This window comes from Amycolatopsis saalfeldensis (assembly GCF_900110575.1).
GTDB classification, from domain to species: Bacteria; Actinomycetota; Actinomycetes; order Mycobacteriales; family Pseudonocardiaceae; genus Amycolatopsis; species Amycolatopsis saalfeldensis.
Genome location: NZ_FOEF01000008.1, coordinates 32,899 through 56,593 on the forward strand (window position 1 = coordinate 32,899; position 23,695 = coordinate 56,593).

Genomic DNA, 23,695 nt, shown 5'->3' on the forward strand with positions numbered 1-23,695 from the left:
CGGGGATCTCGCTGTATACGCACAGATACGACCGGACTTTCCATGGTCAGCCGCAGTGGTGAACCGACCTCAGGCTTCCGCGCCGGCCCCGACCAGCCGGGGCCGGGCGACCGGCGGTTCGACGGGCGGGGCGGGCGGCCGCGCGCCCCGCAGCCGGGCGCCCCAGAACAGGAGGCCGAACTGGGCCGCGCACAGGTGGCCGAGCACCGTCACGATCGACTCCAGGCTGCCGGGGTCGTCGGTGACGTAGATGAGCGCGATGAACAGCTCCACCGCGGCCACCGCCGCGATCCGCAGCCGGCCGCGCAGCTGGAAGACGAGCGCGCCCGCTGTGGTGAAGAAGCCGTAGCTGACGCCGATGTCGAGCCAGCGGCCCGCGGAGGTCGGCAGCACCCCGTTGCTGATCAGGGCCATCACCGGCAGCTCGGTGGCGAGCGTGGCCAGCACGTGGCCGCTGAAGAACACCAGCGCGGTCCGGCCGGCGCCGAAGCGGCGTTCGAGCGGCGCGACCAGAACGGCGAAGATGGCGGCGTAGGTGAGCCAGCCGCCGTCGGCCAGCCACAACGCGCTGGTCAGCAGCGAGGTCAGCGGACGGCGCCACAGGTTGTGCGCGTCGGTGCTGGAGAGCAGCAGGAGCTTGTCGGTCAGCGTCGAGCTGGCGAAACGCAGCAGGAGCGTGGTGCCGAGCAGGACCACCAGGTAGCCGAACGTGAACGGGGTACTGCGCGGAGTGGGCACCCACTGGAACCAAAAGGACCAGCGCTTTCGCAGGGGAACCGGCTGGGGGGCGCGCAGCAGCATGGTTCCAGGCTCGCTGGTCATGCTGGGATTTTTACTAAGGGCAGCTGTGAAACCGCTGTGACTGTCACCCGCTAGGGTGACGCACGCAGTGTAGGAATTTCTGTCAGTCTTCACCCGTTCGGTGGCCTTCTGCGGTAAGAATGGCTCACTCTGGTGAAAGGTCCGCTGGTGAACGAAGAGGTTTCGGTCGCCGATCTGCTGGTGCGCGAAGGCTGGGGCGAGCGCGTCCCGCCGCCTTCGAGGTCGCGCTGGCGCATGGTCGCCGTGATGCTCGCCGTCGTGGTCGGCTGTGGTGCCGCGGCGGTGCTCGTCGGCTTCGGGACAACAGCGAACGACACGGCCGCGCACGTCACCGAGATGAAGGTGATCGAGATGCCGGACCGCACCGGGGGTGCGGGCGGCGTCAGCGAGACCAACCCGCCCACCGTCGGCGGCACCAGCGGCGGGGAGGGACAGCAGTCGTCCCCGGGCGACGGGACCAGTGACCAGCCGCGCTCCTCCGACGTCACCTCGACCCTGGACCCGCTGAACCCGCGTGGCGGCTCGACGCACGACTCGCCGCCACCGCGCGACTCGGCCCCGCCGCAGCACAGCGACTCCTCGACGCCCACCGGCGATCCGTCTTCCCCGGACCCGTCCACCTCCGCGCAGCCGCCGACGCACTCGTCGACCCCGAAGCCGCCTCCGCCGCCGTGCCTGCTGGGCATCTTGTTCTGCTGAGTTTCAGGGCGCCGACAGCAGATCGGGCTCCGCGCGCCGGCCGAGGTGGTTGAACACCAGGTTCAGCACAAAGGCCAGCACGGCCGCGACCGTGATCGGGCTGCCGCAGATCGTCTGCAGCCACGCCGGGAAGTGCTGGAAGAAGACCGAGTTGCCGAAGCGGTCGAGCCCGAACGCCGGCAGCAGCCCGACGCCCAGCGCCACGGCGACGACAAAAGTGTTGTGGTTTCCCGAGAACTCGACCTTCTTCAGGTTCTGCACCCCGACCGCGGCGACCATCGCGAACATCACCACCGCGACTCCGCCGACCACCGGCTCCGGGATCGCCGCGATGAACGCGCCGACCTTCGGCACCAGCCCCATCACCACGAGCAGGCCGCCGGTCACCGCGACCACCCAGCGGCTGCGCACGCCGGTCATCTGCACCAGGCCGACGTTCTGCGCGAAAGCCGTGTCGGGGAACGAGTTCATGCAGCCGCCGAGGATCGCGGACAGGCCGTCGGTGGCCAGGCCGCGCGCGAGGTCGGAGTCCGTCGCCGGCCGGCCGGTGATCTCGCCGACGGCGATCAGGTCCGCGGTGGACTCGGTGAAGGTCACCAGCATCACCACGCACATCGACAGCACCGCGGCGATCGGGAAGGTCGGCGCGCCGAAGTGGAACGGGGACCCGAGCCCGAACCAGCTCGCCTGCGCGACCCCGCCGAAGTGCGTCAGCCCCAGCGGAATCGCGACCAGCAGGCCGATCGCGAGCGCGATCAGCGGGCCGAGTTGGTTGCTGAAGCCGCGCAGCACCCGCGTGCACAGGACCACCAGCGCCACCACGCCGAACGCCAGCCCGATGTGTGACGGCGACCCGTAGTCCGGCGCCTCGGTGTCGTGCCCCGCGATCATCGCCGCGCCCGGGCCGAGCAGCGAGATGCCGATGACCAGCAGCAGCGTGCCGGACACCAGCGGCGGGAAGAACCGGATCAGCTTCGCGAACGGCTTCGCGATCACCAGCCCGAACACCCCGGAGACGAGCATCGCGCCGTAGACCGCGGTGAGCCCGTACTGCGAGGCGATCAGGATCATCGGGTTCACCACGGTGAACGTCGCGCCGGCCACCACCGGCAGCCGGATGCCGAGCAGCCTGCCGATCCCGATGGCCTGGACCAGCGTCGCGAGGCCGGCGACGAACAGGTCGGCGTTCACCAGCAGGGCGACGGTCGCGGCGTCGAGCTTCAGCGCGCTGCCGACGATCAACGGCACGGCGACGGAGCCGGCGTACATGATCGCCATGTGCTGCAGGCCGAGCAGGAGCAGCCGGCCGGCGGGCAGCCGCTGGTCCACCGGGTGCGGGACGGGTTCGGTCATGAGGGGCCCTTTCGCGCGATTTCCGGGCCACAGCCAACGCGCCGCGGATGACGGTGGCAAGTCCCCGGCATGATCTTCGTGTTTCCCGGTGACGGGCGTTGGGGGCACCGGTCTGTCCGACGACCCGCGGTGGGGTCGAGGCGTTCTCGGCTGCCGCGGGCAGGTCCGGCCTCGGCGATCGGGCCGGATCGGCGCTCGGCACGGGGCACCAGCCTGTGTGACGATGCCGGGTATGACCCCACGCCCTCCGTTCCGCGCCGACCATGTCGGGAGCCTGCTGCGACCAGCTGTGCTGCGCGAGGCGCGGCGACGGCACTCGGACGGTGAGATCACCGCCGAACAACTCGGCGCCGTCGAGGACGACACGATCCGCGACGTGGTGAAGATGCAGCGGGCCGCGGGCCTGGCGTCGGCCACGGACGGCGAGTTCCGGCGCTCCTCGTGGCACATGGACTTCATCTACGCGCTCGGCGGCGTCTCACGCAGTGACGAGCGGCTGCACGTGAAGTTCCACAACCTCGCCGGCGACCTCGAGTTCAGCCCGCCGGGGCTCCAGGTGGACGGGAAGGTGCGGCTCGAGGAGCCGATTTTCGCCCGGCACTTCGAATTCCTGAAGGCGCACGTCGACGCCGGCGTGACGCCGAAGCTGACCATCCCGTCGCCCAGCATGGTCTATTACCGCGGCGGCCGGGCGGCGGTGAGCGAGACCGTGTACCCGGATCTGGACGAGTTCTTCACCGACCTCAGCTCGGCGTACGCGGCGCAGCTGACCGCGATGGGCGAGCTGGGCTGCACGTACCTGCAACTCGACGACACCAGCCTCGCGTACCTGAACGACCCGGCCCAGCGCGAGCTCGTCGCCCGCATGGGCGGCGACCCGGACACCCAGCACCTGCGCAACATCGAGCAGATCAACGCCGCGCTCACCGGGAAGCCCGACGGCATGACCGTCACGACCCACCTGTGCCGCGGCAACTTCCGCTCCTCGTGGGCGGCCGAGGGCAGTTACGAGTTCGTCGCCGAGGCGCTGTTCGGCGAGCTGGGCGTGGACGGCTTCTTCCTGGAGTTCGACGACGAGCGCTCCGGCGGCTTCGAGCCGTTGCGCTTCGTGCCGCGGGACAAGCGCGTGGTGCTCGGCCTGGTCACCACTAAGCGGCCCGAGCTGGAGGACCCGGACGCGCTCGTGCGGCGCATCGAAGAGGCCTCGCGGTTCGTCGACATCGACCAGCTCTGCCTTTCCCCGCAATGCGGTTTCTCCTCGACGGAGGAAGGCAACGAGCTGACCGTGGACGACCAGCTGCGGAAGCTGGAGCGGGTTGTCTCGACCGCCGAACGGGTGTGGGGCCGCGAATGATCACGTGCGTCGTCGACTACGTGATCGACCCGGCGAAGATCGCCGACTTCGAGCGCTTCGCCGCCGAGTGGATGCGGCTGGTGGACCGCGAGGGCGGCGTCCACCACGGTTACTTCCTGCCCGCGGAGGGGGCCAGCGACGAGGCCCGCGCCCTGTTCAGCTTCGAAAGCCTCGCGGCCTACGAGCGCTACCGCGCGTTGTTCGACGTGGACCCGGAATTCGTTGCGGCGGACCGGATCCGCGATGAGTCCGGCTGTGTGCTGCGCTACCGGCGCACGTTCATGCGGCCACTCCTGCCGGACTGGTCCGAAGGCGAGGCGGAACCGGGCTGAGGAGTCCGCGCGCCGGATCTCGCCCGATGCGCTTGACTGGCCCCCATGCGGCACAACGCGCGGCGGCCGCCGTCGGTGGTGGGGCGGGTGCTGGACGTGCTGGGCGCGTTCACCTCCGACCGTCCCGTGCTCACGCTGTCCGAGCTGAGCCGGCGCACCGGGCTGCCGCTGTCGACCACGCACCGGCTCGCGGCGGAGCTGGTGAGCCGCGGGGCACTGCAGCGGGACGGCGACGGGCAGTTCCGCGTCGGGCTCTGGCTGTGGGAAGTGGCCTCGCTCGCGCCGCACGGGGCGCAGCTGCGGGAGAGCGCGATGCCGTTCCTGGAGGACCTCTACGAGGCCACCCACCAGAACGTGCAGCTGGCCGTGCTCGACGGCGCCGAGGTCGTGTACATCGAACGCCTCTCCGGCCGGCACGCGGTGAACGTGATCTCCCGCGTCGGCGGCCGGCTGCCGGTCCACGCGACGGCGGTCGGGCTGGTGCTGCTGGCCCACGCGCCCGCCGACGTCCAGGAGCAGGTCCTCGCGCGCCCGCTCAAGCGGTACACCGGCCGGACCATCGCGTCGCCCGAGCAGCTGCGCCGCGTGCTCGCCGACGTGCGCCAGCAGGGTTACGCGGTCAGCGACGGCCAGATCGAGCTGGTCGCGCTGTCCGTCGGCGCGGCGGTGCACGGCCCGGACGACACCGTCGTCGCGGCGATCTCCGTGGTCGTGCCGGCGCAGGGAACGGATCCGTTCACGCTGGTCCCCGCCGTACGGGCCTCGGCGCGCGGGATCTCGCGCGCGCTGGGTGCTCCACGCACGCTGCGGCTTCCCGAAGACGTCCGCCGCGAGACGCACCAAAGCTTCCACTGAGTGGAATTCGGCACGCGCCGGGCCGCCCGGGTCCCGCAGGCTGACCGGGAGACCTGAGGTGTGCGTCGTCACGTCGGCGCCGGAGGCCGAGCGCCTCGACGATCTTGGGCCGTTGTGCTCAGATGAAGGGGAGAAGTTGGACTGCATGGCCAGCCCGCGGGAGGCCACCAGCCGGCTGTCGTGTCCGCTACCGGCGACCGAGGTGACCGGCGGTCTGGTCTTGCGCTTGGCGGAGGAGCAGCGATGAGCACCGTGGGTACCGGATCCGAGACCGTGCTGGTGGTCGGGGGCGGGCAGAGTGGCTTCCAGGCCGTGGCGTCCTTGCGTGACAAGGGGTTCGCCGGCCGTGTGGTCCTGGTCGGGGACGAGCCGGGGGTGCCCTATCAGCGGCCCCCGCTGTCGAAGGCGTACCTCAAGGGCACGGCGGGCGACGAGGCGCTGCGGCTGCGTCCGGAAGACTTCTTCGCCGAGAAGGACATCCAGCTCGTGGCCGGCCGCGTGCGCTCGCTCGACCGGGGCGCGGCGCAGGCCGTGCTCGAAGACGGTTCGAAGCTCAACTACGACCACCTGGTGCTGGCCACCGGCGCACGCAACCGGACGCTGCCCGTGCCCGGCGCGGACCTCGAGGGCGTGCTCATGCTCCGCACCCGAGAGGACGCCGACCGGCTGCGCGCCGAGCTGGCGGCCGCCCGCGACGTCGTGGTCATCGGCGGCGGGTTCATCGGGCTGGAGTTCGCGTCGCACGCCGGGCGGCCGGTGACGGTGGTCGAGGCGCAGGACCGGCTGCTGGCCCGCGTCGCCTCGCCCGAGGTGTCGGAGTTCTTCGCCCGGCTGCACCGCGATGCCGGGCACACGGTGCTGCTCGGCACCGGCGTCACGGCGCTGCACGGCGAGGGCCGGGTCGAGTCGGTGGAGCTGTCCGACGGCCGGCGGCTGCCCGCCGACCTGGTGGTGGTCGCCGTGGGCGTGGTGCCGGAGACGGGGCTGGCCGAGGCGGCCGGGCTGCCCGTGACCAACGGTGTGGTGGTCGACGAGCACCTGCGCACCGAGGACCCGAAGATCTTCGCGATCGGCGACTGCGCCAACTTCCCGTGTGTGCAGGCCGGCGCCGCGACCCGGCTGGAGTCCGTGCAGAACGCCGTGGACCAGGCCCGTTGTGTTGCCGCTTCGATCACCGGCGGTTCCGCGCCGTACGACAGCCTGCCGTGGTTCTGGACCGACCAGACCGCCGCGAAGCTGCAGATCGTCGGCATCCTGGCGAACGCCGACCAGACCGTGGTCACCGGCGACCTGGCCGAGGGCAAGTTCTCGGTGCTGTCGTTCCGCGACGGTGTGCTCATCGCGGTCGAGTCGGTCAACCGGCCGGCCGACCACATCGCCGCCCGGCGGCTGTTCACCGCCGAGCAGCGTCCGTCCTACGCGGACCTCAAGGCCAGCGCGTTCGACCTGAAAGCCCATGTGAAGTCGCGTTCCGCGGCTTGAGAACCGGAGGTACCCCCGTTGCGCACTCAGGTCGCCGTGATCGGCGCCGGCCCGGCCGGACTGCTGCTGTCCTACCTGCTGCACCAGGCCGGGGTCGACGCGGTGGTGCTGGAGGCCCGCGACCGCGAGTACGTGCGTCAGCGGGTGCGCGCGGGGGTGTGCGAGCAGCCGACGGTGGAGCTGCTCACCGAGATCGGGCTCGGCGACCGGCTGGCGCGGGAAGGTCTTCCGCACGAAGGCTTTTCCCTGCGCTTCGACGGCGCCGACCACCGCATCGCGCTGACCGAGCTGACCGGCCGGGCGATCACGGTGTACGGCCAGCAGGAGATCGTCAAGGACCTGGTGGACGCGCACGAGGAGCGCGGGCTGCCGCTGCACTTCGAGGTTTCCGGGGTCTCGCTGTCCGATGTGGATACCGAACGGCCGGTGGTGCGCTACCGGGACGCGTCGGGCACGCTGCAGACCCTTGAGTGCGAGGCGATCGCGGGCTGCGACGGGTTCCACGGCGTCGCACGTCCGTCCATTCCGGACGGTGTGCTGAGCGTATTCGAGCGTGAGTACCCCTTCGCGTGGCTCGGCGTGCTGGCGCAGACGCCGCCCTCGCACGAGGAACTGATCTACACCCACCACGAGCGCGGGTTCGCGCTGCACAGCATGCGCTCGCCGGAGATCACCCGGCTGTACCTCCAGGTGGACCCGGCCGAGGACCTGGCCGCCTGGTCCGACGACCGGATCTGGTCCGAACTGGCGCAGCGCCTGGCCGTCGACGGCGAGTTCACCCTGCGCGAGGGTCCGATCCTGGACAAGGGCATCACGCCGATGCGCAGCTTCGTCGCCGAGCCGATGCGCCACGGCCGCCTGTTCCTCGCGGGCGACGCGGCGCACATCGTCCCGCCGACCGGCGCCAAGGGCATGAACCTCGCGGTGGCCGACGTCCGCGTGCTCTCTCGCGCGCTTGTAGCACTGCTCAAGGGAGACGCCTCGCTCGCCGAGTCCTATTCGGACACTTGCCTGCGCCGCGTGTGGCGGGCCGAGCACTTCTCCTGGTTCATGACCACGATGCTGCACACCGATCCGCACGCGGACCCGTTCGCCCGCCGGCTCCAGCTCTCGCAGCTGCGCTACACCGCCACGTCGAGGGCAGCGGCGACCAGCTTGGCCGAGAACTACGTCGGTCTGCCGTTCGGTGGCTGATGCGACAGATGTCGTACCAACGCCGGCCGGATTTCGACAGATTCCTCTAGGTGCTGACCGCGGTGAGCGGCGACACTGGCGCATCAGTCTCAGTGACCTGTGCGAGGGAGCGGCATGTCGACCTTTCGAAGGCACCAGCTGCTGACCGGGGCGACCGTCATCGATGGTCTTTCCGACAACGGTGTTGCCGGCCAGGCCGTCCTGATCGGCGACGGCCGGATCGCGGCGATCGGCCGGCCGGACGAGATTTCGGTCCCCGCGGACGTCGACACCGTCGACTTCAGCGGGAAGTACCTCATTCCAGGGCTGCTGAACGCGAATGTGCACCTGCTGATGAGCGTTGTCCTCGAAACCCTCGTCCGGTACGAGGACCGGTACGAGGACCTGATCATCGAGGCCGCCCAGATCGCGCTGAAGAGCGGCCTGACGACGGTGTTCGACACCTGGGGGCCGCGTCGTCCGCTCATGTCCGTCCGCGACCGGATCGACCGGGGCGAGGTCGTGGGCAGCCGCATTCGCTGTGCCGGCAACATCATCGGGTTCGACGGGCCGTTCTCCGGTGATTTCGACGCGAGGATCAACGGGATCGGCAGCTCCTACTTCGTCGACCGGGTCAACGCGATGTGGGTGGAGAACACCGGGCGGCACCTGATGTGGCTGACGCCCGAGATGGTCGGCGAGGAGGTTCGGGAGCACATCGGGCGCGGCATCGATTTCGTCAAGTTCGCGTCGAACGAGCACGGCGCGACCTCGGCCGGGGCGTTCCTCCAGTTCTCGGAGCGCACCCAGCGGGTGATCGTCGAAGAAGCCCATCGGGCCGGGCTGACCGCGCAATCGCACACCTCGTCGGTCGAGGGCCTCCGGCTCTCGCTCGAGGCGGGCTGTGACCTCATCCAGCACTGCAACGTGACGGGGCCCACCGAAATCCCGAAGGCGACGCTCGAGGAGTTCGTGGAGCGAGGCTGTGGCGCCGTCCTCTTCCCGTTGACCGACAAGGGGCTCTCGATCCTGAAGGAGTCGATCTCGGACACCGAATGGACGATGTGGAAGGCCGCCGACGCCAATTGCCGCAACCTCGTCGAATCCGGCGCCACGATCCTGATGGCCAACGACGGTGGGATCTTCGCGCCGGAGGTCATGCGGGAGCCGATGGTCAAGAACACCTGGAACGGGCTGCCCGAAGGCGAAGCCCTCGGACGGCTGGCGACAGGTCATTTCACCTGGCTGCGGGCAATGGAGGAAAAGGGCATGCCGCCGATCGACCTGCTTCGTGCGGCGACGCGCAACATCGCCGAGGCCTATCACGTCGACGACGATTTCGGCACGCTCGAGGCCGGCAAGGTCGCCGACCTGGTGGTGCTCGACCGGGACCCGTTGTCGGGCGCCGAGAACTACCAGAGCATCCACGCGGTCATCAAAGGCGGCGAACGGGTTGATCTCGACGCGCTTCCGGAGCGGCCGTTGCTGACCGCGGAGCTTCCCGGCCCGATCGAGGAGGAGAGCCGGTTCAAACGAGCTCTTCACCATGGTGCGCGGTTGCCGGCCTGCCCGTCCTGTCTGCCCGGATCGCAGTGACGGTGGCCGGGTTACATTCACCTGCGTGAGCGAAGACCTGCAGCGGGTGGTGGACACGCTGGCCCGGCAGTTGGGGCGGGCGGTCGCGGTCGACGACGTCCACTTCCGCCTGCTCGCCTACAGCACGCAGGCCGGTCTGATCGACGATATGCGAGCGCGGGTGGTGCTGACCCGCGAGGCCCCGCCGGAGGCTGTCGCGTGGTTGCAGCGTTTCCGGCTCCCCCGCGCGGACGGCCCGGTGCGCCTTCCCGCTTCCACGGAGCTCGACCTGCTGCCGCGGGTCGCGGTCCCGATCCGGTTCCAGGGCGTTCAGTTCGGCTACCTGTGGCTCATCGATGCGGACGAGCCGGTGGACGACGCCGGGCTGGCGCTCGCCGTGGTCGCGGCCGACGAAGCTGCCGAGGTGCTGTTCCGCGAGCGGGTTCTCGGCGAGCTGCACGACGCCCGCGTCGGGGAGTTCCTCCGGGACCTGACGTCGGACGACCACGTGGCCCGCACCCTCGCTGCCGACGGGCTCGTCGAATCCGGCCTCTTCCCGGCGCGCGGTGGTGTCGTCGCCATCGTCGTCGCGCCATTGCCGGTGGCCGGTCGGGAGATCGACGAGGGTGACCGCCTGGCGCTAGGGGCGGCTCTGCGTGCGGCAGCCACCGCCGTGCCGGTCCGCGAGAGCATGGTCCTGATCCGCCCGGTCCACGGACTGCTCGTGGTGACCCAGCGCGCGATGGATCGAGTTCCCCGGCTCGCGGAGGACCTGTGCTCGTCGGCGGTGCAACGGCTGGGGCGCGCCGAACGCTGGCGGGCAGTGGTCGCCGGGGTCGGCCGTCCGGCCGCGCGGCTGGCCGACGCCGCGACCTCGTACCAGCAGGCCCTCGACGCGATCCGGGTCGCCGACGTCATCCCCGCGTTCCGGCCCGTCGCCCGCCACGACGCGCTGGGGATCTACGCCCTGCTGGCCGCCCAGCCGCGCGAGCAACTCCGCAGCATGGGGGTGGCACAGGCGATCACCGCGCTCGTCGACGCCGATCCCGCGCTCCTCGTCACCGCGGAGACCTTCCTCGACAGCGCGGGTGACTCCCGCGCGGTCGCCGATCGCCTCGGTGTGCACCGCGCGACGATCTACCACCGGCTCCGTCGCATCGAAGAGCTCACCGGCTTCGACCTGAGCGACGGGGAACGCCGTCTGGTGCTGCATCTCGGCATCAAGGCGGCGAGACTCCTCGGCGACACCGATGCGACAGGTGTCGAATAGGGATCATTTGCGGCGCAACAGTTTGCGCATCCGAACGGGCGTGGTCGTCAATACACTCGCCGGTATGACTCTGCACCAGGACGCCGTGGTCGTGGACTGCCACAACGACCTCATCCTGCTGGTCGACCACTTCGACCAGCGGGACCAGCCCGGTCACTTCAGGGACTTCTGGCTCCCCGAACTGCGGGCCGGGGGCGTTGACGTCCAGATCCTGCCGATCTGCCTCGAACAGGCCTTCCAGTCCGAGGGCGGCCTGCGGCGGACCCTGTTGCTCGTCGAGCGCATCCACCGTCTCGCCGCCGAGCACAGTGACGACGTGGCGGTGTGCCTGACCGGCGCCGAGATCGACGCGGCGGTCTCCGCCGGCAAGATCGCGCTGGTCATCGCGCTCGAGGGAGCGCACGGGGTCGGCCAGGACGTCGCGCTCGTCCGCACTTTTCACCGGGTGGGCGTGCGGGTCGTGTCCATGGCCCACTTCGGCCGCACGTTCCTCGCCGACGGCAGTGGCCTCGACTCGACTTCACGCGGCCGCCTCACCCCGCAAGGCATCGAGGCCCTGCGTGAGATGGAGGCCCTCGGCATCGTCTTCGACATCAGCCACCTCGGCCTCGGCGGGGTCGAGGACGTGCTCGAACTCGCCACCAGGCCGTTTCTCGCGACCCACTCGGCCTGCCTCGGCATCACCGACATCCACCGCAACCTCCACGACGACCACATCAAGCAGATCGCGCGGCTCGGCGGCGTCATCGGGGTGGCCGCGGCGATCCCGTTCTTCATCGACCCCCGGCACCCCACGGCCGACCGCGTCGTCGACCACATCGAGCGGATCGTCGAGCTGGCGGGCATCGACCACGTCGGGCTCGGCCCCGACTTCATCGACGACTACTACCAGCAGGTCTTCGGCGGGTTGATCCTCCCGCCCGGTTTCGAGGCCACCACCGCGCACGCCGAGGTCGCCCGTCCGTCGGATCTGCCGAAGATCACCGAAGCACTGGTTCGGCGCGGATTCGCCGAGTCCGACATCCGGAAGATCCTGGGCGGCAACGTGTTGCGAGTCCTCCGGGAGGTCATGACATCCGGCGCCTGGCATGGCTGAAGGCGAGCGGGTCGTCATCGTCGGCGGTGGCGCCATCGGCCTCGCGACGGGCTACTTCCTGCAGCGCGCGGGTGCCGAGGTCGTTGTGCTGGAACGCGGCCACGTCGGCGACGCTGCCTCGCGGGGCAACGCCGGCTGGGTCACGCCGATGCTGTCCGCGCCCATCCCGGCGCCGTGGATCCGGCGGTACGCGCTGCGCAACATCGCCAAGCGGAGCTCGCCGTTGTTCATCCCGCCCCGGCCCGACCCGGCCCTGGCGCTGTGGCTGTGGCGCTTCTGGCGGTACTGCAACCCCCGCGACCACGGGGCAGGGCTCGCGGCGATGGCGGAGCTCAACCGCAGGACGATGCCGCTGTTCGACGAACTCCGCGAAGACGGGGTGGAGTTCGACATGTGGCAGAAGGGCTTGCTGTTCGCCTTCCTGAGCGAACGGGGCGCGGCGCACGAACTCGCGTCGCTGCGCGAAATGGCGAAGTTCGGCTACGCGGTTCCCCACGTCCCGCTCGACTCGTCCGCCTTGCGGCAGCTCGAGCCGGCTCTCTCTCCGCGCGTGTCGGCCGGCTTCCTGCTCACCGACGAACGGCACGTGGACCCGCAGACGCTCACCCGCGGCCTGGCCGACCGGCTGCGCGAAGGCGGCGCGGTCATCCGTGAGCGCCTGGAAGTCACGGGTTTCGAGACCCGCGGCGACCGGGTCGTCGCCGCGATCTCCCACGGGGAACGCATCGAAGCCGACCGGGTCCTGCTCGCCGCCGGGGCGTGGACGAGGCCGCTGGCCCGCAAGCTGGGAGTGGACGTGCCGGTCCAAGGGGCCAAGGGATACAGCTTCACGGTGCGGACGCCGTCCCCGCCGTCCCACCCCCTGTACTTCGGCGAGGCGAAGGTCGGGGCCAGCTCGTTCCAGGACGGCCGTACCCGCATCGCCGGGACCATGGAGCTCAGCGGTCTGAACGAACGGATCCGCCAGGGCCGGGTCGGATCGATCGCCGAACAGGCGCGGACCTACCTGGGCGACTGGGCCGGCGGGCCGATCGAGGACGTCTGGGCCGGGATGCGCCCACTCACCTACGACGGTCTCCCCGTGATCGGCGGATCGGGCCGCTACGCCAACGTCTACGTGTCCACCGGGCACGCGATGCTCGGCATCACCCTCGCGCCGGCCGCCGGTGAGACGCTCGCCGAGCTGATCCTCACGGGCCAGGCCCCCGGCGTCCTGCGCCCGTTCAGCCCCCGGCGATTTCGTAACCGTCGGAAGGACGGCGATGAGCGCTGACCTGATCCGCGTCGGAAACGCGTTGGACTACGGGAACCTGCCTCTTTCGGCCGCCGCCCGCATCGGCGGGACCGTGCACACCGCCGGCGTCCTGCCGATCGACCCGTCCACCGGCGAGGTGGCCGGCGAGACGATCGAGGAGCAGGCGCGGATCGCCCTGACGAACCTGGACACCGTCCTGCGAAGCGCGGGCTCATCGCTGGACCGGGTCGGGGTCGTGCGCGTCTACCTGGCCGACATCGTGGCCGATCTCGAAGGATTCAACAGCGTCTACGCGGTGTTCTTCGCCCGCCACCACCCGGCCCGCTACGCGCTGGGGGTCACTCTCGCCTTTCCCAGCCTGAAGGTCGAACTCCAAGCGGTCGCCTCCTGCGGCCCCTCCTGATTCGGAACGGAAACCCATGACAGCTCTGCATTCCCTGCGCGACCGGATCGCCGGCATCCTCGACGGCCAGTCGCCGGCGGGCGGTGTCGCCGGGGCGGTGATCGGTGTCGCGGTGGGCGGCGACCAGTTCTCCCTGGCGCACGGTTGCGCGAACCTCAACACGGGGCAGGAGTTCTCGACGGACACCGGCTGGCTGCTCGGCTCGGTCACCAAGGTGCTGACCACAACGCTGCTGCTGCGCCTGGTGGACGCCGGCCTGGTCGACCTGGACGCGCCCGCTCGCCGTTACCTCCCCGAGTTCACCCTCGCCGACGCGGATGCGGCCGAGGCCATCACCGTGCGGATGCTGGTCAACCACACCAACGGCATCGACGCCGACGAGCTGATGCCCTCGGCGGTGCGGGGACGGGACGCGACCCGCTCGTACGTCCAGGAGCTGGCCGGCTTCGGCTGTGTCTTCGAGCCCGGTGCCGGCGTGCACTACTCAAACCCCGGGTTCGTCCTCGCCGCGCGGATCATCGAGACCTGCACGGGATTGCCGTACGAGCGGGCGATCCAGGCCGAGCTCTTCGACGTGTGCGGCATGGCCGATGCCACCGCGGTGCAGACCCAGGCATTCCTGCGCCCCACCGCGATCGGCGCGTTCTCCTCCGACGAGCCCGGAAAACTGCGGGCGACGACGCTGTTCAGCCTGCCGGAGTCCGCCGCCGGTGCCGGCGGGACGCCGATCGTGACCGTCGCCGACATGATCGCGTTCGGCCGGATGCACCTGGCCGGTGGCCTGGCCCCCGACGGCCGGCGGGTGCTGTCGGAAGAGCTGGTGGTCCGGATGCGGACCGAGAGCGTCGACCTCGGACTGCCGCAGACACCGCCGATGGGGCTCGGCTGGTGGCTGGACCCCATCGCCGGAACGACCGCGGCCTGGCACGGCGGCGGGTCTCCGGGAGGCACGTCGAGCTTCTGCATCGTCCCGGAGCACGACGCCGTCATCGTCACCTTTGTCAGCGGCCCCAACAGTTTGCTCAACGACACGCTGCACACCAGCGTGATCGAGCACCTCACCGCACGGCCGGCCACACCACCGTTCACCCCGGCCCCGGCCTCGGCCGGCCCGGAAATGGCCGGCGAGTACGCCGCCTTCCACCGGTCCATGCGCACCAGCGTCCACGACGGCGACCTGCTCGTGCGGACGACCATCCCGCCCTACACCGCCGACCCCGACCTGGACCCCATCCTGGCGGAGTACGGAGTGCCCAGTTCGTCGACGGCCACCTACACCGCCGTCGCGCCCGGGCTGTTCCTGCCCGACGGCATGGACCCCCGGGACACCAACGGTTTCTACGGCCGCATCAGGCTACTGGCCGACCTCCCCGCCGCGCCCGGGCGGCCCCGCGGCATCCACACCGGACTCCGTTTCATCCCCAAGGTCGGGTGAGTGCGGGTCAGCCCAGGTAGAAACCCACCTGCGAATCGACCAGCGACGAAAGGGAAAGCAGGCAGGCCACCAGGGTGATCGCGGCCGTGGTGAACCAGGTCGGACGCAGTTTCGGGACGCCAGCGCCGGCGCGGCGAGCACCGTGAGGATCCCGGCGATGCCCGCGGTCGGCAGGATGAACGCCCACTGGATCGTGAACACGAGGATCGCGGCGCCGGCGAGACCGGGCAGCCACCGTCCGATGTGGACCGTGTTCGGGTGGGAGATCGCCGCCACAGCAGCGATTGTCGTGAGCTGAAGAACGAGAGTGCCCACCAGGGTCAGCGTGGGAAAGTCGAAGAGCCGCACCACGGTGCCCACCGTCGCGAGGGCGGAGAACGTGGTGGCCCAGGTCCGGCTTCCGGCCATCAGGGCGAGGAACGCCGGGAGCCACAGCAGCGCGGTGATCAGGGTGAGCGTGGGCGGGGTGCGCACGAGGTCCGGCGGCCAGGTCAGCCGGAGGATGCCCTGGATCAGGGCCAGTGAGGCTTGAAAAGTGGCGCTCACCAGCGCGAACCGGCGTACGACGTCGCTGGCGATGACGTAGCGGCGAGGGCGGCCCTCGGTGCCCTCGCCGATGCGGAGGCGGACGGCGAGCGACAGGACGCTTGTGGCCTCGGCGAGGCCGGGTCGGCCGTATTCGTGGTCGAACTCCGGGTCTTCGCTGGTCCGGTCGGTCGTTTCGAGGAAGGTGGCGACCATGTCGTCCTCCCAGCGGTTCCGGTAGTAGGCCGGGAGCACGCGCAGCAGGCGGCGGTAGCGGGTTTCCAGCGCGGTGGTCATGGTCAGCCCTCCCCGGTCAGGCCCAGCCGGTGGTGCGCGATGCGGGCGTTGGCGGCTTGGCGCTGGGCCTCGCGGGTCAGGGCGAGCCGCCCGTCCTGGCTGAGGCGGTAGTAGCGGCGCAGGCGGCCGTTGGCCACCTCCTCGCGGTCCGGTTCGACGAGGCCCTCGGCGGCCAGGCGGTCCAGGACGCCGTAGAGGGTGCCGACCCGCAGTTCGAGCCGGTTTTCGGTGAGGGCGGCGACCTCGCCGACGATGCCGTAACCATGTCTCGGCTCGTCGATGAGCGCGGTCAGGATGTAAAAGGCCTGCTCGGTCATGGTGCGAGGGGACATGCCGCCACCATATATCGTTTAGCGATATATATCGCGGCGGTTCGCCGAGATGAGTGAACGTCAACCCGTGGTTGACGACAACAGATCGTCAACCTAAAGTTGACGACATGAGCTATCCAGTGAAACTCGACGACCTGATCAACGCCATCAAGTCCAACCAGGACCACGACGCGCTCGGGCAGCTGTCCGACGCCGTTTACCTCGGCGAGCACCTCGGTGAGCTCGCCGATCACCTCATCGGCCACTTCGTCGACCAGGCCCGCCGGTCCGGCGCGTCCTGGACCGAAATCGGGGGCAGCATGGGTGTTTCCAAGCAGGCGGTGCAGAAGCGGTTCGTGCCGAAGGTCGACCCCGGCGGCGATCCAGGGGGGCTGATCCAACGGCTCTACGGCCGCTACACCGACCGCGCCCGGCACGTGATCGTCGAGGCGCAGCAGGCGGCGATCAAGGGCAAGAGCCCGGGCATCGACACCACGCACCTGGTGCTGGGCCTGCTTTCCGAGCCGGCCGCGCTGGCGGCGGGGGTGATGGTGTTCCAGGGCGTCTCGCTCGACGCCGTCCGCGAGGCGGCCGAGGCCCGGCTGCCCGAGCCGGTGGACGACGTGCCGGACCCGATGCCGTTCACCGCGGCGGCGAAGAAGACGTTGGAGCTGACCCTGCGGGAGGGCCTTCGACTGGGGCACAACTACATCGGCACCGAGCACCTCCTGCTGGCCCTGCTGGAACAGGGCGAAGGCGCGGGCTACGAGGTGCTTTCCGGACTGGGCATCAAAAAGGAGCCGGCCGAGCAGAAGATCAAGGAAGCGCTCGCGGAGATCCTGGCCGCGCGGGCGCAGTGAACACCCGTGAGTGGCTATGCCGGTTGGAACCGGCATAGCCACACACGAGGCGGGTCAGGACGGGGATTCGGTCCGGTCCTCGGTGGCCCAGGCCGTGTGGAACGAGCCTTCGCGGTCCACGCGGCGGTAGGTGTGCGCACCGAAGTAGTCGCGCTGTCCCTGGACGAGCGCGGCCGGCAGGCGGTCGGCGCGCAGGCCGTCGTAGTAGGCCAGCGCGGTCGAGAAGCCCGGCGTCGGGATGCCGAGCTTGACGGCGGTGGAGACGACCGAGCGCCAGGAGTCCTGCGCGTCCTCGACGGCCTTGCGGAAGCCGCCGGAGGTGAGCAGGGTCGGCAGGCCCGGCTCGTCGGCGTAGGCCGCGGTGATGTCGTTGAGGAACTTCGCCCGGATGATGCAGCCGCCACGCCAGATGGAGGCGACGCGGCCGAGGTCGATGTCCCAGCCGTACTCGCTCGCGCCGGCCTGGATCTGGTTGAAGCCCTGGGCGTACGCGACGACCTTGGACGCGTACAGCGCCTGCTCGACGTCGTCCGCGAAGGTCTCCAGCGCGGCACCGGTGAGCGGCGCGCGCGAAGGCCCGCCGAGACCCTGGGCCGCCGAGCGCAGCGGCTTCGAGCCCGAGAGCGAGCGGGCGAACACGGCTTCGGCGATCCCGCTGATCGGCACGCCGAGGTCGAGTCCGATCTGGACGGTCCAGCGGCCGGTGCCCTTCTGCTCGGCGGCGTCCTCGACGACGTCGACGAACGGCTTGCCGGTGGCGGCGTCCACGTGCTTGAGCACGTCGGCGGTGATCTCGATCAGATACGAGTCGAGCCGGCCGGTGTTCCAGGTCCGGAACACGTCGGCGATCTCGGCCGGCGCGTAACCCGCCGCGCCGCGCAGCAGGTCGAACGACTCGGCGATCAGCTGCATGTCGGCGTACTCGATGCCGTTGTGCACCATCTTCACGAAGTGGCCCGCGCCGTCGGCGCCGATGTGGGTGCAGCAGGGTTCGCCGTCGACCTTCGCCGAGATGTCCTCGAACAGCGGGCCGAGCGACTCGTAGGACTCCTTGGAGCCGCCGGGCATGATGCTCGGGCCGTTGAGCGCGCCCTCTTCGCCGCCCGAGACGCCGGTGCCGACGAAGTGCAGCCCGCGTTCGCGCAGCGCCTTTTCACGACGGCGGGTGTCGGCGAAGTGCGCGTTGCCGGCGTCGACGATCACGTCGCCCGGCTCCAGCAGCGGCGCGAACTCCTCGATGACGGCGTCGGTGGGCCCGCCCGCCTTGACCATGATCACGATCTGCCGCGGCCGTTCGAGCGCGTCGACGAACTCCTGCGCGGAGTACGCCGGGATGAAGTCGCCCTCGTCGCCGAACTGCTCGACGAGCGAACGGGTGCGCTCCTCCGAGCGGTTGTGCAGGGCGACGGTGTGCCCGTGCCGGGCGAGGTTCCTGGCCAGGTTGCGGCCCATGACCGCAAGGCCGGTGACCCCGATGCTCGCCTTCTTGCTCATCCGAACCCTTTCCGAAGTCTCTGCCGGAGTCCGACACTAGTCCGCGCGCCCGCCCGTGACGCCCGAGAGAACACTCACGGGGCGGGCGGGAATGAACTGGGCCGCTTCAGGAGAAGCAGCGGATCGGCGCCCCGTTGTAGGCGATCATGTCGGTGATGGCCGCGACCAGGTCGATCGGCGCGCCCCACTCGGCGCCGTCCAGCTCGGCGTACGCGCGGTGGAGGTTGCCGGCCAGCCGCTCCTGCTCGGACATCTCCGCGAACGCGCCGAGGTCCGTCTCCTTCGCCAGCTCCAACGGCGAGCGCCCGGCCGCCTTGCCCCGCGATGCCGTGTCCTGCACGAAACCCAGGTACGCGTCGACGGTGTCCACCACCTCCGGCCCGCACGCCGGGCCGTGCCCGGGCAGGATCACGGCCGGCTCCAGCTCGCGGATCACGTCCAGCGCGGCGCGCCAGCCCGCGACCGAGCCCATCAGCGCGAACGGGCTGCCGCCGTTGAACACCAGGTCGCCGGAATAGAGCACGCGCTGCTCGGGCAGCCAGGCGAGCACGTCGTTGGTGGTGTGCGCGGCGTGGCCGGGGTGGATCAGCTCGACGCGGGTCTCGCCGGCGTACACGGTCAGCCGGTCCTCGAAGACGACCTCCGGCGCGCGCAGCTCCAGGTGGCCCCAGTCGTTGCCGGGGAAGATGCCCTCGTAGTGCTGGATGCCCTCGGCGAGCATCACCTCGCGCGTCTTGCGCTGGCCGACGATCGTGGCGCCCTCGACGAGGTAGTTGCCGTTGGTGTGGTCGCCGTGGTGGTGGGTGTTGACCAGCGTCGTGACCGGACCGGTCGCGGCCGCGACGGTCTCCAGCAGCGCGCGGGTGCGCCGTTCCGTGGAGCAGGTGTCGATCAGGACGGTGTGGCCGCCCGCGTCGAGGAAGCCGCAGTTGTTGATGAACCACGAGCCGTCGGGCTGCACGTAGCCGAAGGCGCCATCGCCCAGGCGTTCGACGCCGGCCGCGGCGGGGGAGCGATCGATCATGCGGTCGACTATGCCCTATTCGGAGCAACGGCCGGGTCCGGAATGCCGGTTATCCGCTGGTCCGGCCGAGTGACAACAACTGACAACCGGGGTGACTGGCGTTTCGCGTCATTTCCTGGAACGCTGCGCAGTGTCATCATCGAACCCCGTTGGGTCAAGCACTAACCTGGGTGGTTCGAACGTTCGCGCTCCGGCAGGGCTTCAGGGCAGCTGCCGGCGAATTAGTGGTCCGGGAGAGCAAGGCTGATGGCGAGCACCGTCACCTCGCGCCGGAAGCAGCTCGGCAACGAGCTCCGGCATGCCCGCAACGCCGCGCGGATGACACAGCAGCAAGTCGCCGAGGTTCTCGGCTGCACCCAGGGCAAGGTCAACAAGATCGAGTCCGGTGCCGTCGGAGTCAAGCTCGGGGATGTGCGCTCCATGTTGAACGCGTTCGGGATCAACGGCGAAGAAGCCGACACCCTGATGAACCTGGCGCGGGCCGCCGCCGGGCAGCGCGGCCACTGGTCGGGCTACCGGTCCGTGGTGCCGCACTGGTTCCGCACCTTCACGGACCTGGAGCCCGCCGCCGCGGAGATCCTGACCTGGCACGGCGAGCGCGTGCCGGGACCGCTGCAGTCCGAGCACTACATGCTCAAGCAGTTCACCGAGGCGGGCGCCACGGACGTCACGGCGCTGGTGCGCAACCGGCTCGACCGCAAGGCCGTGTTCGAGCAGCAGCAGCCGCCGTACTACCGGTTCATCATCAGCGAGGGCGCGCTGCGGCGGGCCCCCGGCGGGTTCGCGCCCGCGGTGATGCTGGACCAGGTGGAGCACCTGCTCGCCCTCGACCGGCACCCGCGCGTGTACGTCCACGTGCTGCCCTTCGGCGCCCGGCTAGCGGCCGTGCCCAACGACTTCACGATCATGCGCTTCCCGGACCGCACCAGGGATTTCGTCTACATCGAGCACTCGGCCGGCGGCCTGTACCTCGACGATGTCAAGGACTTCAACATCTTCGTCGACTCCTGGGACCGCCTCCGCGGCGCCGCGCTGGAGCGGCAGGAGACCCGGCAGTTCCTCAAGGAGCTGGCCGAGGGCTACCGGGCGCAGATGCAGTGACGAGCCGTTCGAGCATCGGCACGGCCGCTTCCGGCCCGGGCATCGCGTTGATCTCCGTTTGAAGTTCGAGGACGGCGTCGCGCGGGCTGGTCCGCGCCCATGGGGAACAGCAGTGACGGGAGCCCGTGCGAGACGACCAGGTCGGTGTCCGGCAGCAGTTCCGCTTGGGGCACAAAAGCGTTTCACGCGCACGTGGCTCGGTTGCGGACCGAAGAGACCCGGGTCGATCTGGGCGCCGACGGTCACGGTCACCCTCGCGTCCAGCTGTGCCAGCCCGGCGATGCCGCGTTCGAACAGGTCGCCGGACTCGATGAGGAAAGCTCCCGCAGGGTCGCGAAAACCCGGTGGGAAGGACGAAAGCACGAGGTCGCCGTCGAGTATCTGCAGCGCCGGGTCCGGTGGCAGGCCGTGCTCGGCGCGCAGCTCGTGCAGCGGCTCGGCGACGACCTCACGGCGCAGGAAGGTGCCGGCGGCGAGCACGAGCGCCGTGGCGCAGGGGAGGCCGAGCCGTTCGGCCGCGATGGCGGCGCCGAAGTCCACCTCGTCCCGCACCACGACGTCCGGCCGCCACTCGCGGGCGATCGCCAGCAGCGCGGCCGCGCGCTCTCGGCCGCCCCGCCGGGCGAACAGCTCCTTCAGCTCCCAGTCGTCGCGCGCCGGGTCGACGGGCGGCATCGGCACCCGGACCGGCTTGGCCGGGTCCACGTCCGGGGCGGGGCTCGTGGCGATCGCGGTGAACCCGGCCCGCTCGATCGACGGGACCTCCCGGCCCGCGCCCGCGACGGCCACCGTGTGCCCGGCTTCGGCCGCGGCCCGCGCGACGGGCGCCATCGGGTCGAAGTGCCCACGGCCGCCGGCGAAGGTGAAGAGGAAGCGCATTCCCGGCAAGGTAGTGGACGGCGGAGTGACCTCCGGCACGCTTTTTCGCGCCCCGGATGTCACCCATCCGTGGACCGGTCGGCAGACTGGACCCCACACGCGCCCCGGGTGAAAGGGAGAACAGCTGATGACGCAGGTACCGGACCCCGCCGATCCACAGGCCCCGGAGGGTGTCGACCTCGAACGGCCCAACGCGGCGCGGATCTACGACTGGTTCCTCGGCGGCACGGCGAACTGGGCGATCGACCGCGAGTTCGGCGAGCGGGCCGTCAAGACGTTCCCGACGATCAAGAGCATCGCGCAGCTCGGCCGCCAGTTCCTCGGCCGCGGCGTGGAATACATGGCGCGCCAGGGCATCGACCAGTTCCTCGACCTCGGGTCGGGGGTGCCGACCGTCGGCAACGTGCACGAGATCGCCGTGTCGGTGAACCCCGACGCGCGCTGCGTGTACGTCGACAACGAGCCCGTCGCCGTCGCGCACTCGCAGATCCTGCTGGAGCGCGAGGGCGTCGCCGACCGGCACGCGGTGATCCACGGCGACCTGCGTCAGCCGGGCGAGATCTGGCCGCGGGCGCTCGACACCGGCGTGCTCGACCCGAAACGGCCGATCGGGCTGATCATGTGCGGCGTCCTGTACTTCGTCGGGCCGGACGAGGACGCGCTCGGGATCGTGCGCAAGTACCTGTCGCTGGTGCCGTCGGGCTCGTACTTCTTCGCTTCACACCTGACGCTCGACGGCGTCAAGTCGCCCGACGAGGACAGCCGGGAAGCGATCCGGGAGCAGTACAAGCAGTCCAGCACGCCGTTCCACCACCGCACCCGCGAGGAGTTCACCGAGTTCTTCGACGGGCTCGAGCTGGTCAAGCCCGGCGTCACCTGGGTTCCGGAGTGGCACCCGGACGAGGCGGCGTCGAGGCTGATCAACCGGATCGCGGAGGACCCGTCGTTCAGCGGCGGCCTCGGCGCGATGGGGCGCAAGCCGTAAAACACAGGCGCGCCCCGGGAAACTGGCCCGGGGCGCGGTGTGTGGTGGGAGCGGTGGAGCGTCAGACCCGGGACGAGCCCAGGCCGTGCAGCAGCGGGGTCAGGTCGACCCTCGCTTCGAGCGGTCGCGTCGCGCGGACCAGGTCCGGCTGGCGCGGCGTGGGGAGATCGACGTCGGTGTCCCATCGCATGGGCGTGCGCAGCGGCGCCTGGATCAGGCTGCGACCGAAGCGGCTGCGCAGTTCGTGACCGATCCCACGCCGGACGCGAGTGTGTTCGTCCTCACGGCGAAAGAGCGTGGTGAGCCGGACGGCCATGGGATCACACCCCCAGTTCGGGTAGCAGCGGGTACCGGGGCTGGTCAGCTCCGGTCAGACCGAGGCAGCGCTCGCACGGCATGCCCGTGCCCGGCACCACCCACTCCACGTCGGCACGGGGAAGCTTCTCCCCGCACCGGGCGAGCACCCGGTCGCCGGAACTGCCGGCGTCCACCTCGAAGACATGCGCGACGCGGCGGGCCTCGCCCGTGGTCCCGGGCGCGAGCCTGCCGGTCACCAGCAGTTTCGCCGTCATGCCGTCTTGGATGAGCACGCTTTCCCTCTCCCGAGGTCCGCGAGTGGCCGGGGTGGTCGAGCGGGTTGAGCTGAATGCAGCAAGCCATTCACCCACCATCACCGCCCCGATCGGTACGATTAATCCTACTCCTGGAATAATCTTCATGTCGAGATCGGGCCGAGTTGATCACCCGCTTGGCCCTGCGGTTTGCTCCGTAGTGACAGAAAGAAGCCGGGGACGTGCGACGCGACCGCACGCCGTGGCCGAGGACTCGGAGGTACGACCCATGGCGGATTATCCGTCGGCCCCGGATTACGACCCGAACACCGTCAAGTCGCTGTTCGAGGACGCCGCCTGGGGGAAGTCGTTCGCCAGCGAGCCCAACGGCGGCAACTGCGTGGAGGTCAACCTGGGCCGGGACGGGCTGGTCGGCGTCCGTGACACCAAGCTCGAGCAGAGCCCGGTGCTGGTTTTCGACGCCGGCGAGTGGGCGGCGTTCCTGGTGGCGGTGAAGGCCGGGCAGTTCGACCTGCCGGCCGATACCTGAATTCGGCCAGGCCG

Annotated in this window: 24 protein-coding genes; 16 read left to right on the forward strand and 8 right to left on the reverse strand. The window is 70.2% G+C overall.

Annotation, left to right across the window (positions count from 1 at the left end):
- Positions 1–69 precede the first annotated feature (69 nt).
- On the reverse strand, positions 70–822 hold the full coding sequence (locus BMY97_RS19250; protein ID WP_245787394.1) for a rhomboid-like protein: 753 nt from the start codon (positions 820–822) through the stop codon (positions 70–72).
- A gap of 147 nt (positions 823–969) precedes the next feature.
- Between BMY97_RS19250 and BMY97_RS19255 the strand changes: the two genes are divergently transcribed.
- Entirely contained in the window at positions 970–1,521 is a 552-nt protein-coding gene (locus BMY97_RS19255; protein WP_143086232.1) for a hypothetical protein, read from the forward strand.
- 3 nt (positions 1,522–1,524) lie between these two features.
- On the opposite strand, the gene BMY97_RS19260 is transcribed toward BMY97_RS19255, so the two are convergent.
- The gene (locus BMY97_RS19260) at positions 1,525–2,874 is read right to left on the reverse strand and encodes a nucleobase:cation symporter-2 family protein (protein ID WP_091618262.1); all 1,350 of its coding nucleotides are present in this window, start codon (positions 2,872–2,874) and stop codon (positions 1,525–1,527) included.
- Positions 2,875–3,106: 232 nt separating this feature from the next.
- On the opposite strand from BMY97_RS19260, the gene BMY97_RS19265 reads away from it, so the two are divergent.
- From BMY97_RS19265 to BMY97_RS19320, 11 genes are all read left to right on the forward strand, one after another.
- Positions 3,107–4,228, forward strand: a complete 1,122-nt coding sequence (locus BMY97_RS19265; RefSeq protein WP_091618263.1) for a 5-methyltetrahydropteroyltriglutamate--homocysteine S-methyltransferase — start codon at positions 3,107–3,109, stop codon at positions 4,226–4,228.
- Positions 4,225–4,560 (forward strand): NIPSNAP family protein, encoded by a 336-nt coding sequence (locus BMY97_RS19270; protein WP_091618264.1) that lies wholly within the window; start codon positions 4,225–4,227, stop codon positions 4,558–4,560. The genes BMY97_RS19265 and BMY97_RS19270 overlap by 4 nt, the downstream gene beginning before the upstream one ends.
- A gap of 45 nt (positions 4,561–4,605) precedes the next feature.
- Positions 4,606–5,415 carry an IclR family transcriptional regulator gene (locus BMY97_RS19275; RefSeq protein ID WP_091618265.1) on the forward strand — a complete coding sequence of 270 codons (810 nt, stop codon included), beginning with the start codon at positions 4,606–4,608 and terminating at the stop codon, positions 5,413–5,415.
- 243 nt (positions 5,416–5,658) lie between these two features.
- A complete protein-coding gene (locus BMY97_RS19285) occupies positions 5,659–6,897 on the forward strand; it encodes an NAD(P)/FAD-dependent oxidoreductase (protein ID WP_091618267.1) in 1,239 nt (412 codons plus the stop codon).
- Between the two features lie 18 nt (positions 6,898–6,915).
- Positions 6,916–8,091 carry a 4-hydroxybenzoate 3-monooxygenase gene (locus BMY97_RS19290; RefSeq protein ID WP_091618268.1) on the forward strand — a complete coding sequence of 392 codons (1,176 nt, stop codon included), beginning with the start codon at positions 6,916–6,918 and terminating at the stop codon, positions 8,089–8,091.
- A gap of 114 nt (positions 8,092–8,205) precedes the next feature.
- Positions 8,206–9,666, forward strand: a complete 1,461-nt coding sequence (locus tag BMY97_RS19295; protein ID WP_091618269.1) for an amidohydrolase family protein — start codon at positions 8,206–8,208, stop codon at positions 9,664–9,666.
- Positions 9,667–9,691: 25 nt separating this feature from the next.
- A complete protein-coding gene (locus tag BMY97_RS19300; RefSeq protein ID WP_177231439.1) occupies positions 9,692–10,915 on the forward strand; it encodes a PucR family transcriptional regulator in 1,224 nt (407 codons plus the stop codon).
- A 64-nt stretch (positions 10,916–10,979) separates the two neighbouring features.
- Positions 10,980–12,011, forward strand: coding sequence for a dipeptidase (locus BMY97_RS19305; RefSeq protein ID WP_091618271.1), 1,032 nt, complete (start codon positions 10,980–10,982; stop codon positions 12,009–12,011).
- Positions 12,004–13,284, forward strand: a complete 1,281-nt coding sequence (locus BMY97_RS19310) for an NAD(P)/FAD-dependent oxidoreductase (RefSeq protein WP_091618272.1) — start codon at positions 12,004–12,006, stop codon at positions 13,282–13,284. The genes BMY97_RS19305 and BMY97_RS19310 overlap by 8 nt, the downstream gene beginning before the upstream one ends.
- Positions 13,274–13,669, forward strand: a complete 396-nt coding sequence (locus BMY97_RS19315; protein ID WP_091618273.1) for a RidA family protein — start codon at positions 13,274–13,276, stop codon at positions 13,667–13,669. Before BMY97_RS19310 ends, BMY97_RS19315 begins: the two co-directional genes overlap by 11 nt.
- A 16-nt stretch (positions 13,670–13,685) precedes the next feature.
- Positions 13,686–15,104, forward strand: a complete 1,419-nt coding sequence (locus BMY97_RS19320) for a serine hydrolase domain-containing protein (RefSeq protein WP_091618274.1) — start codon at positions 13,686–13,688, stop codon at positions 15,102–15,104.
- Here the strand turns inward: BMY97_RS19320 and BMY97_RS19325 are convergent.
- Both BMY97_RS19325 and BMY97_RS19330 read right to left on the reverse strand, forming a co-directional pair.
- Positions 15,024–15,926 (reverse strand): hypothetical protein, encoded by a 903-nt coding sequence (locus BMY97_RS19325; RefSeq protein ID WP_091618275.1) that lies wholly within the window; start codon positions 15,924–15,926, stop codon positions 15,024–15,026. The two genes, BMY97_RS19320 and BMY97_RS19325, sit on opposite strands and share 81 nt — an antisense overlap.
- 2 nt (positions 15,927–15,928) lie before the next feature.
- Positions 15,929–16,258 carry a PadR family transcriptional regulator gene (locus tag BMY97_RS19330; RefSeq protein ID WP_245787395.1) on the reverse strand — a complete coding sequence of 110 codons (330 nt, stop codon included), beginning with the start codon at positions 16,256–16,258 and terminating at the stop codon, positions 15,929–15,931.
- A 107-nt stretch (positions 16,259–16,365) separates the two neighbouring features.
- Between BMY97_RS19330 and BMY97_RS19335 the strand changes: the two genes are divergently transcribed.
- A complete protein-coding gene (locus BMY97_RS19335) occupies positions 16,366–17,097 on the forward strand; it encodes a Clp protease N-terminal domain-containing protein (RefSeq protein WP_091618277.1) in 732 nt (243 codons plus the stop codon).
- Between the two features lie 54 nt (positions 17,098–17,151).
- Here BMY97_RS19335 and gndA read toward each other — a convergent pair whose 3' ends face one another.
- Positions 17,152–18,591, reverse strand: coding sequence for an NADP-dependent phosphogluconate dehydrogenase (gene gndA / locus BMY97_RS19340; RefSeq protein ID WP_091618278.1), 1,440 nt, complete (start codon positions 18,589–18,591; stop codon positions 17,152–17,154).
- Positions 18,592–18,697: 106 nt separating this feature from the next.
- Positions 18,698–19,615 carry an MBL fold metallo-hydrolase gene (locus tag BMY97_RS19345; RefSeq protein WP_091618279.1) on the reverse strand — a complete coding sequence of 306 codons (918 nt, stop codon included), beginning with the start codon at positions 19,613–19,615 and terminating at the stop codon, positions 18,698–18,700.
- 246 nt (positions 19,616–19,861) lie between these two features.
- On the opposite strand from BMY97_RS19345, the gene BMY97_RS19350 reads away from it, so the two are divergent.
- Complete coding sequence (locus tag BMY97_RS19350) at positions 19,862–20,716, forward strand: helix-turn-helix domain-containing protein (protein ID WP_091618280.1); 855 nt, start codon at positions 19,862–19,864, stop codon at positions 20,714–20,716.
- 1,006 nt (positions 20,717–21,722) lie between these two features.
- Positions 21,723–22,580 carry an SAM-dependent methyltransferase gene (locus BMY97_RS19360; RefSeq protein WP_091618281.1) on the forward strand — a complete coding sequence of 286 codons (858 nt, stop codon included), beginning with the start codon at positions 21,723–21,725 and terminating at the stop codon, positions 22,578–22,580.
- A 61-nt stretch (positions 22,581–22,641) separates the two neighbouring features.
- Here BMY97_RS19360 and BMY97_RS19365 read toward each other — a convergent pair whose 3' ends face one another.
- Positions 22,642–22,896, reverse strand: coding sequence for a hypothetical protein (locus BMY97_RS19365; protein ID WP_091618282.1), 255 nt, complete (start codon positions 22,894–22,896; stop codon positions 22,642–22,644).
- A 4-nt stretch (positions 22,897–22,900) separates the two neighbouring features.
- Positions 22,901–23,170, reverse strand: a complete 270-nt coding sequence (locus tag BMY97_RS19370; protein WP_091618283.1) for a hypothetical protein — start codon at positions 23,168–23,170, stop codon at positions 22,901–22,903.
- Between the two features lie 250 nt (positions 23,171–23,420).
- Between BMY97_RS19370 and BMY97_RS19375 the strand changes: the two genes are divergently transcribed.
- Positions 23,421–23,681, forward strand: a complete 261-nt coding sequence (locus tag BMY97_RS19375) for a DUF397 domain-containing protein (protein ID WP_091618284.1) — start codon at positions 23,421–23,423, stop codon at positions 23,679–23,681.
- Positions 23,682–23,695 lie beyond the last annotated feature (14 nt).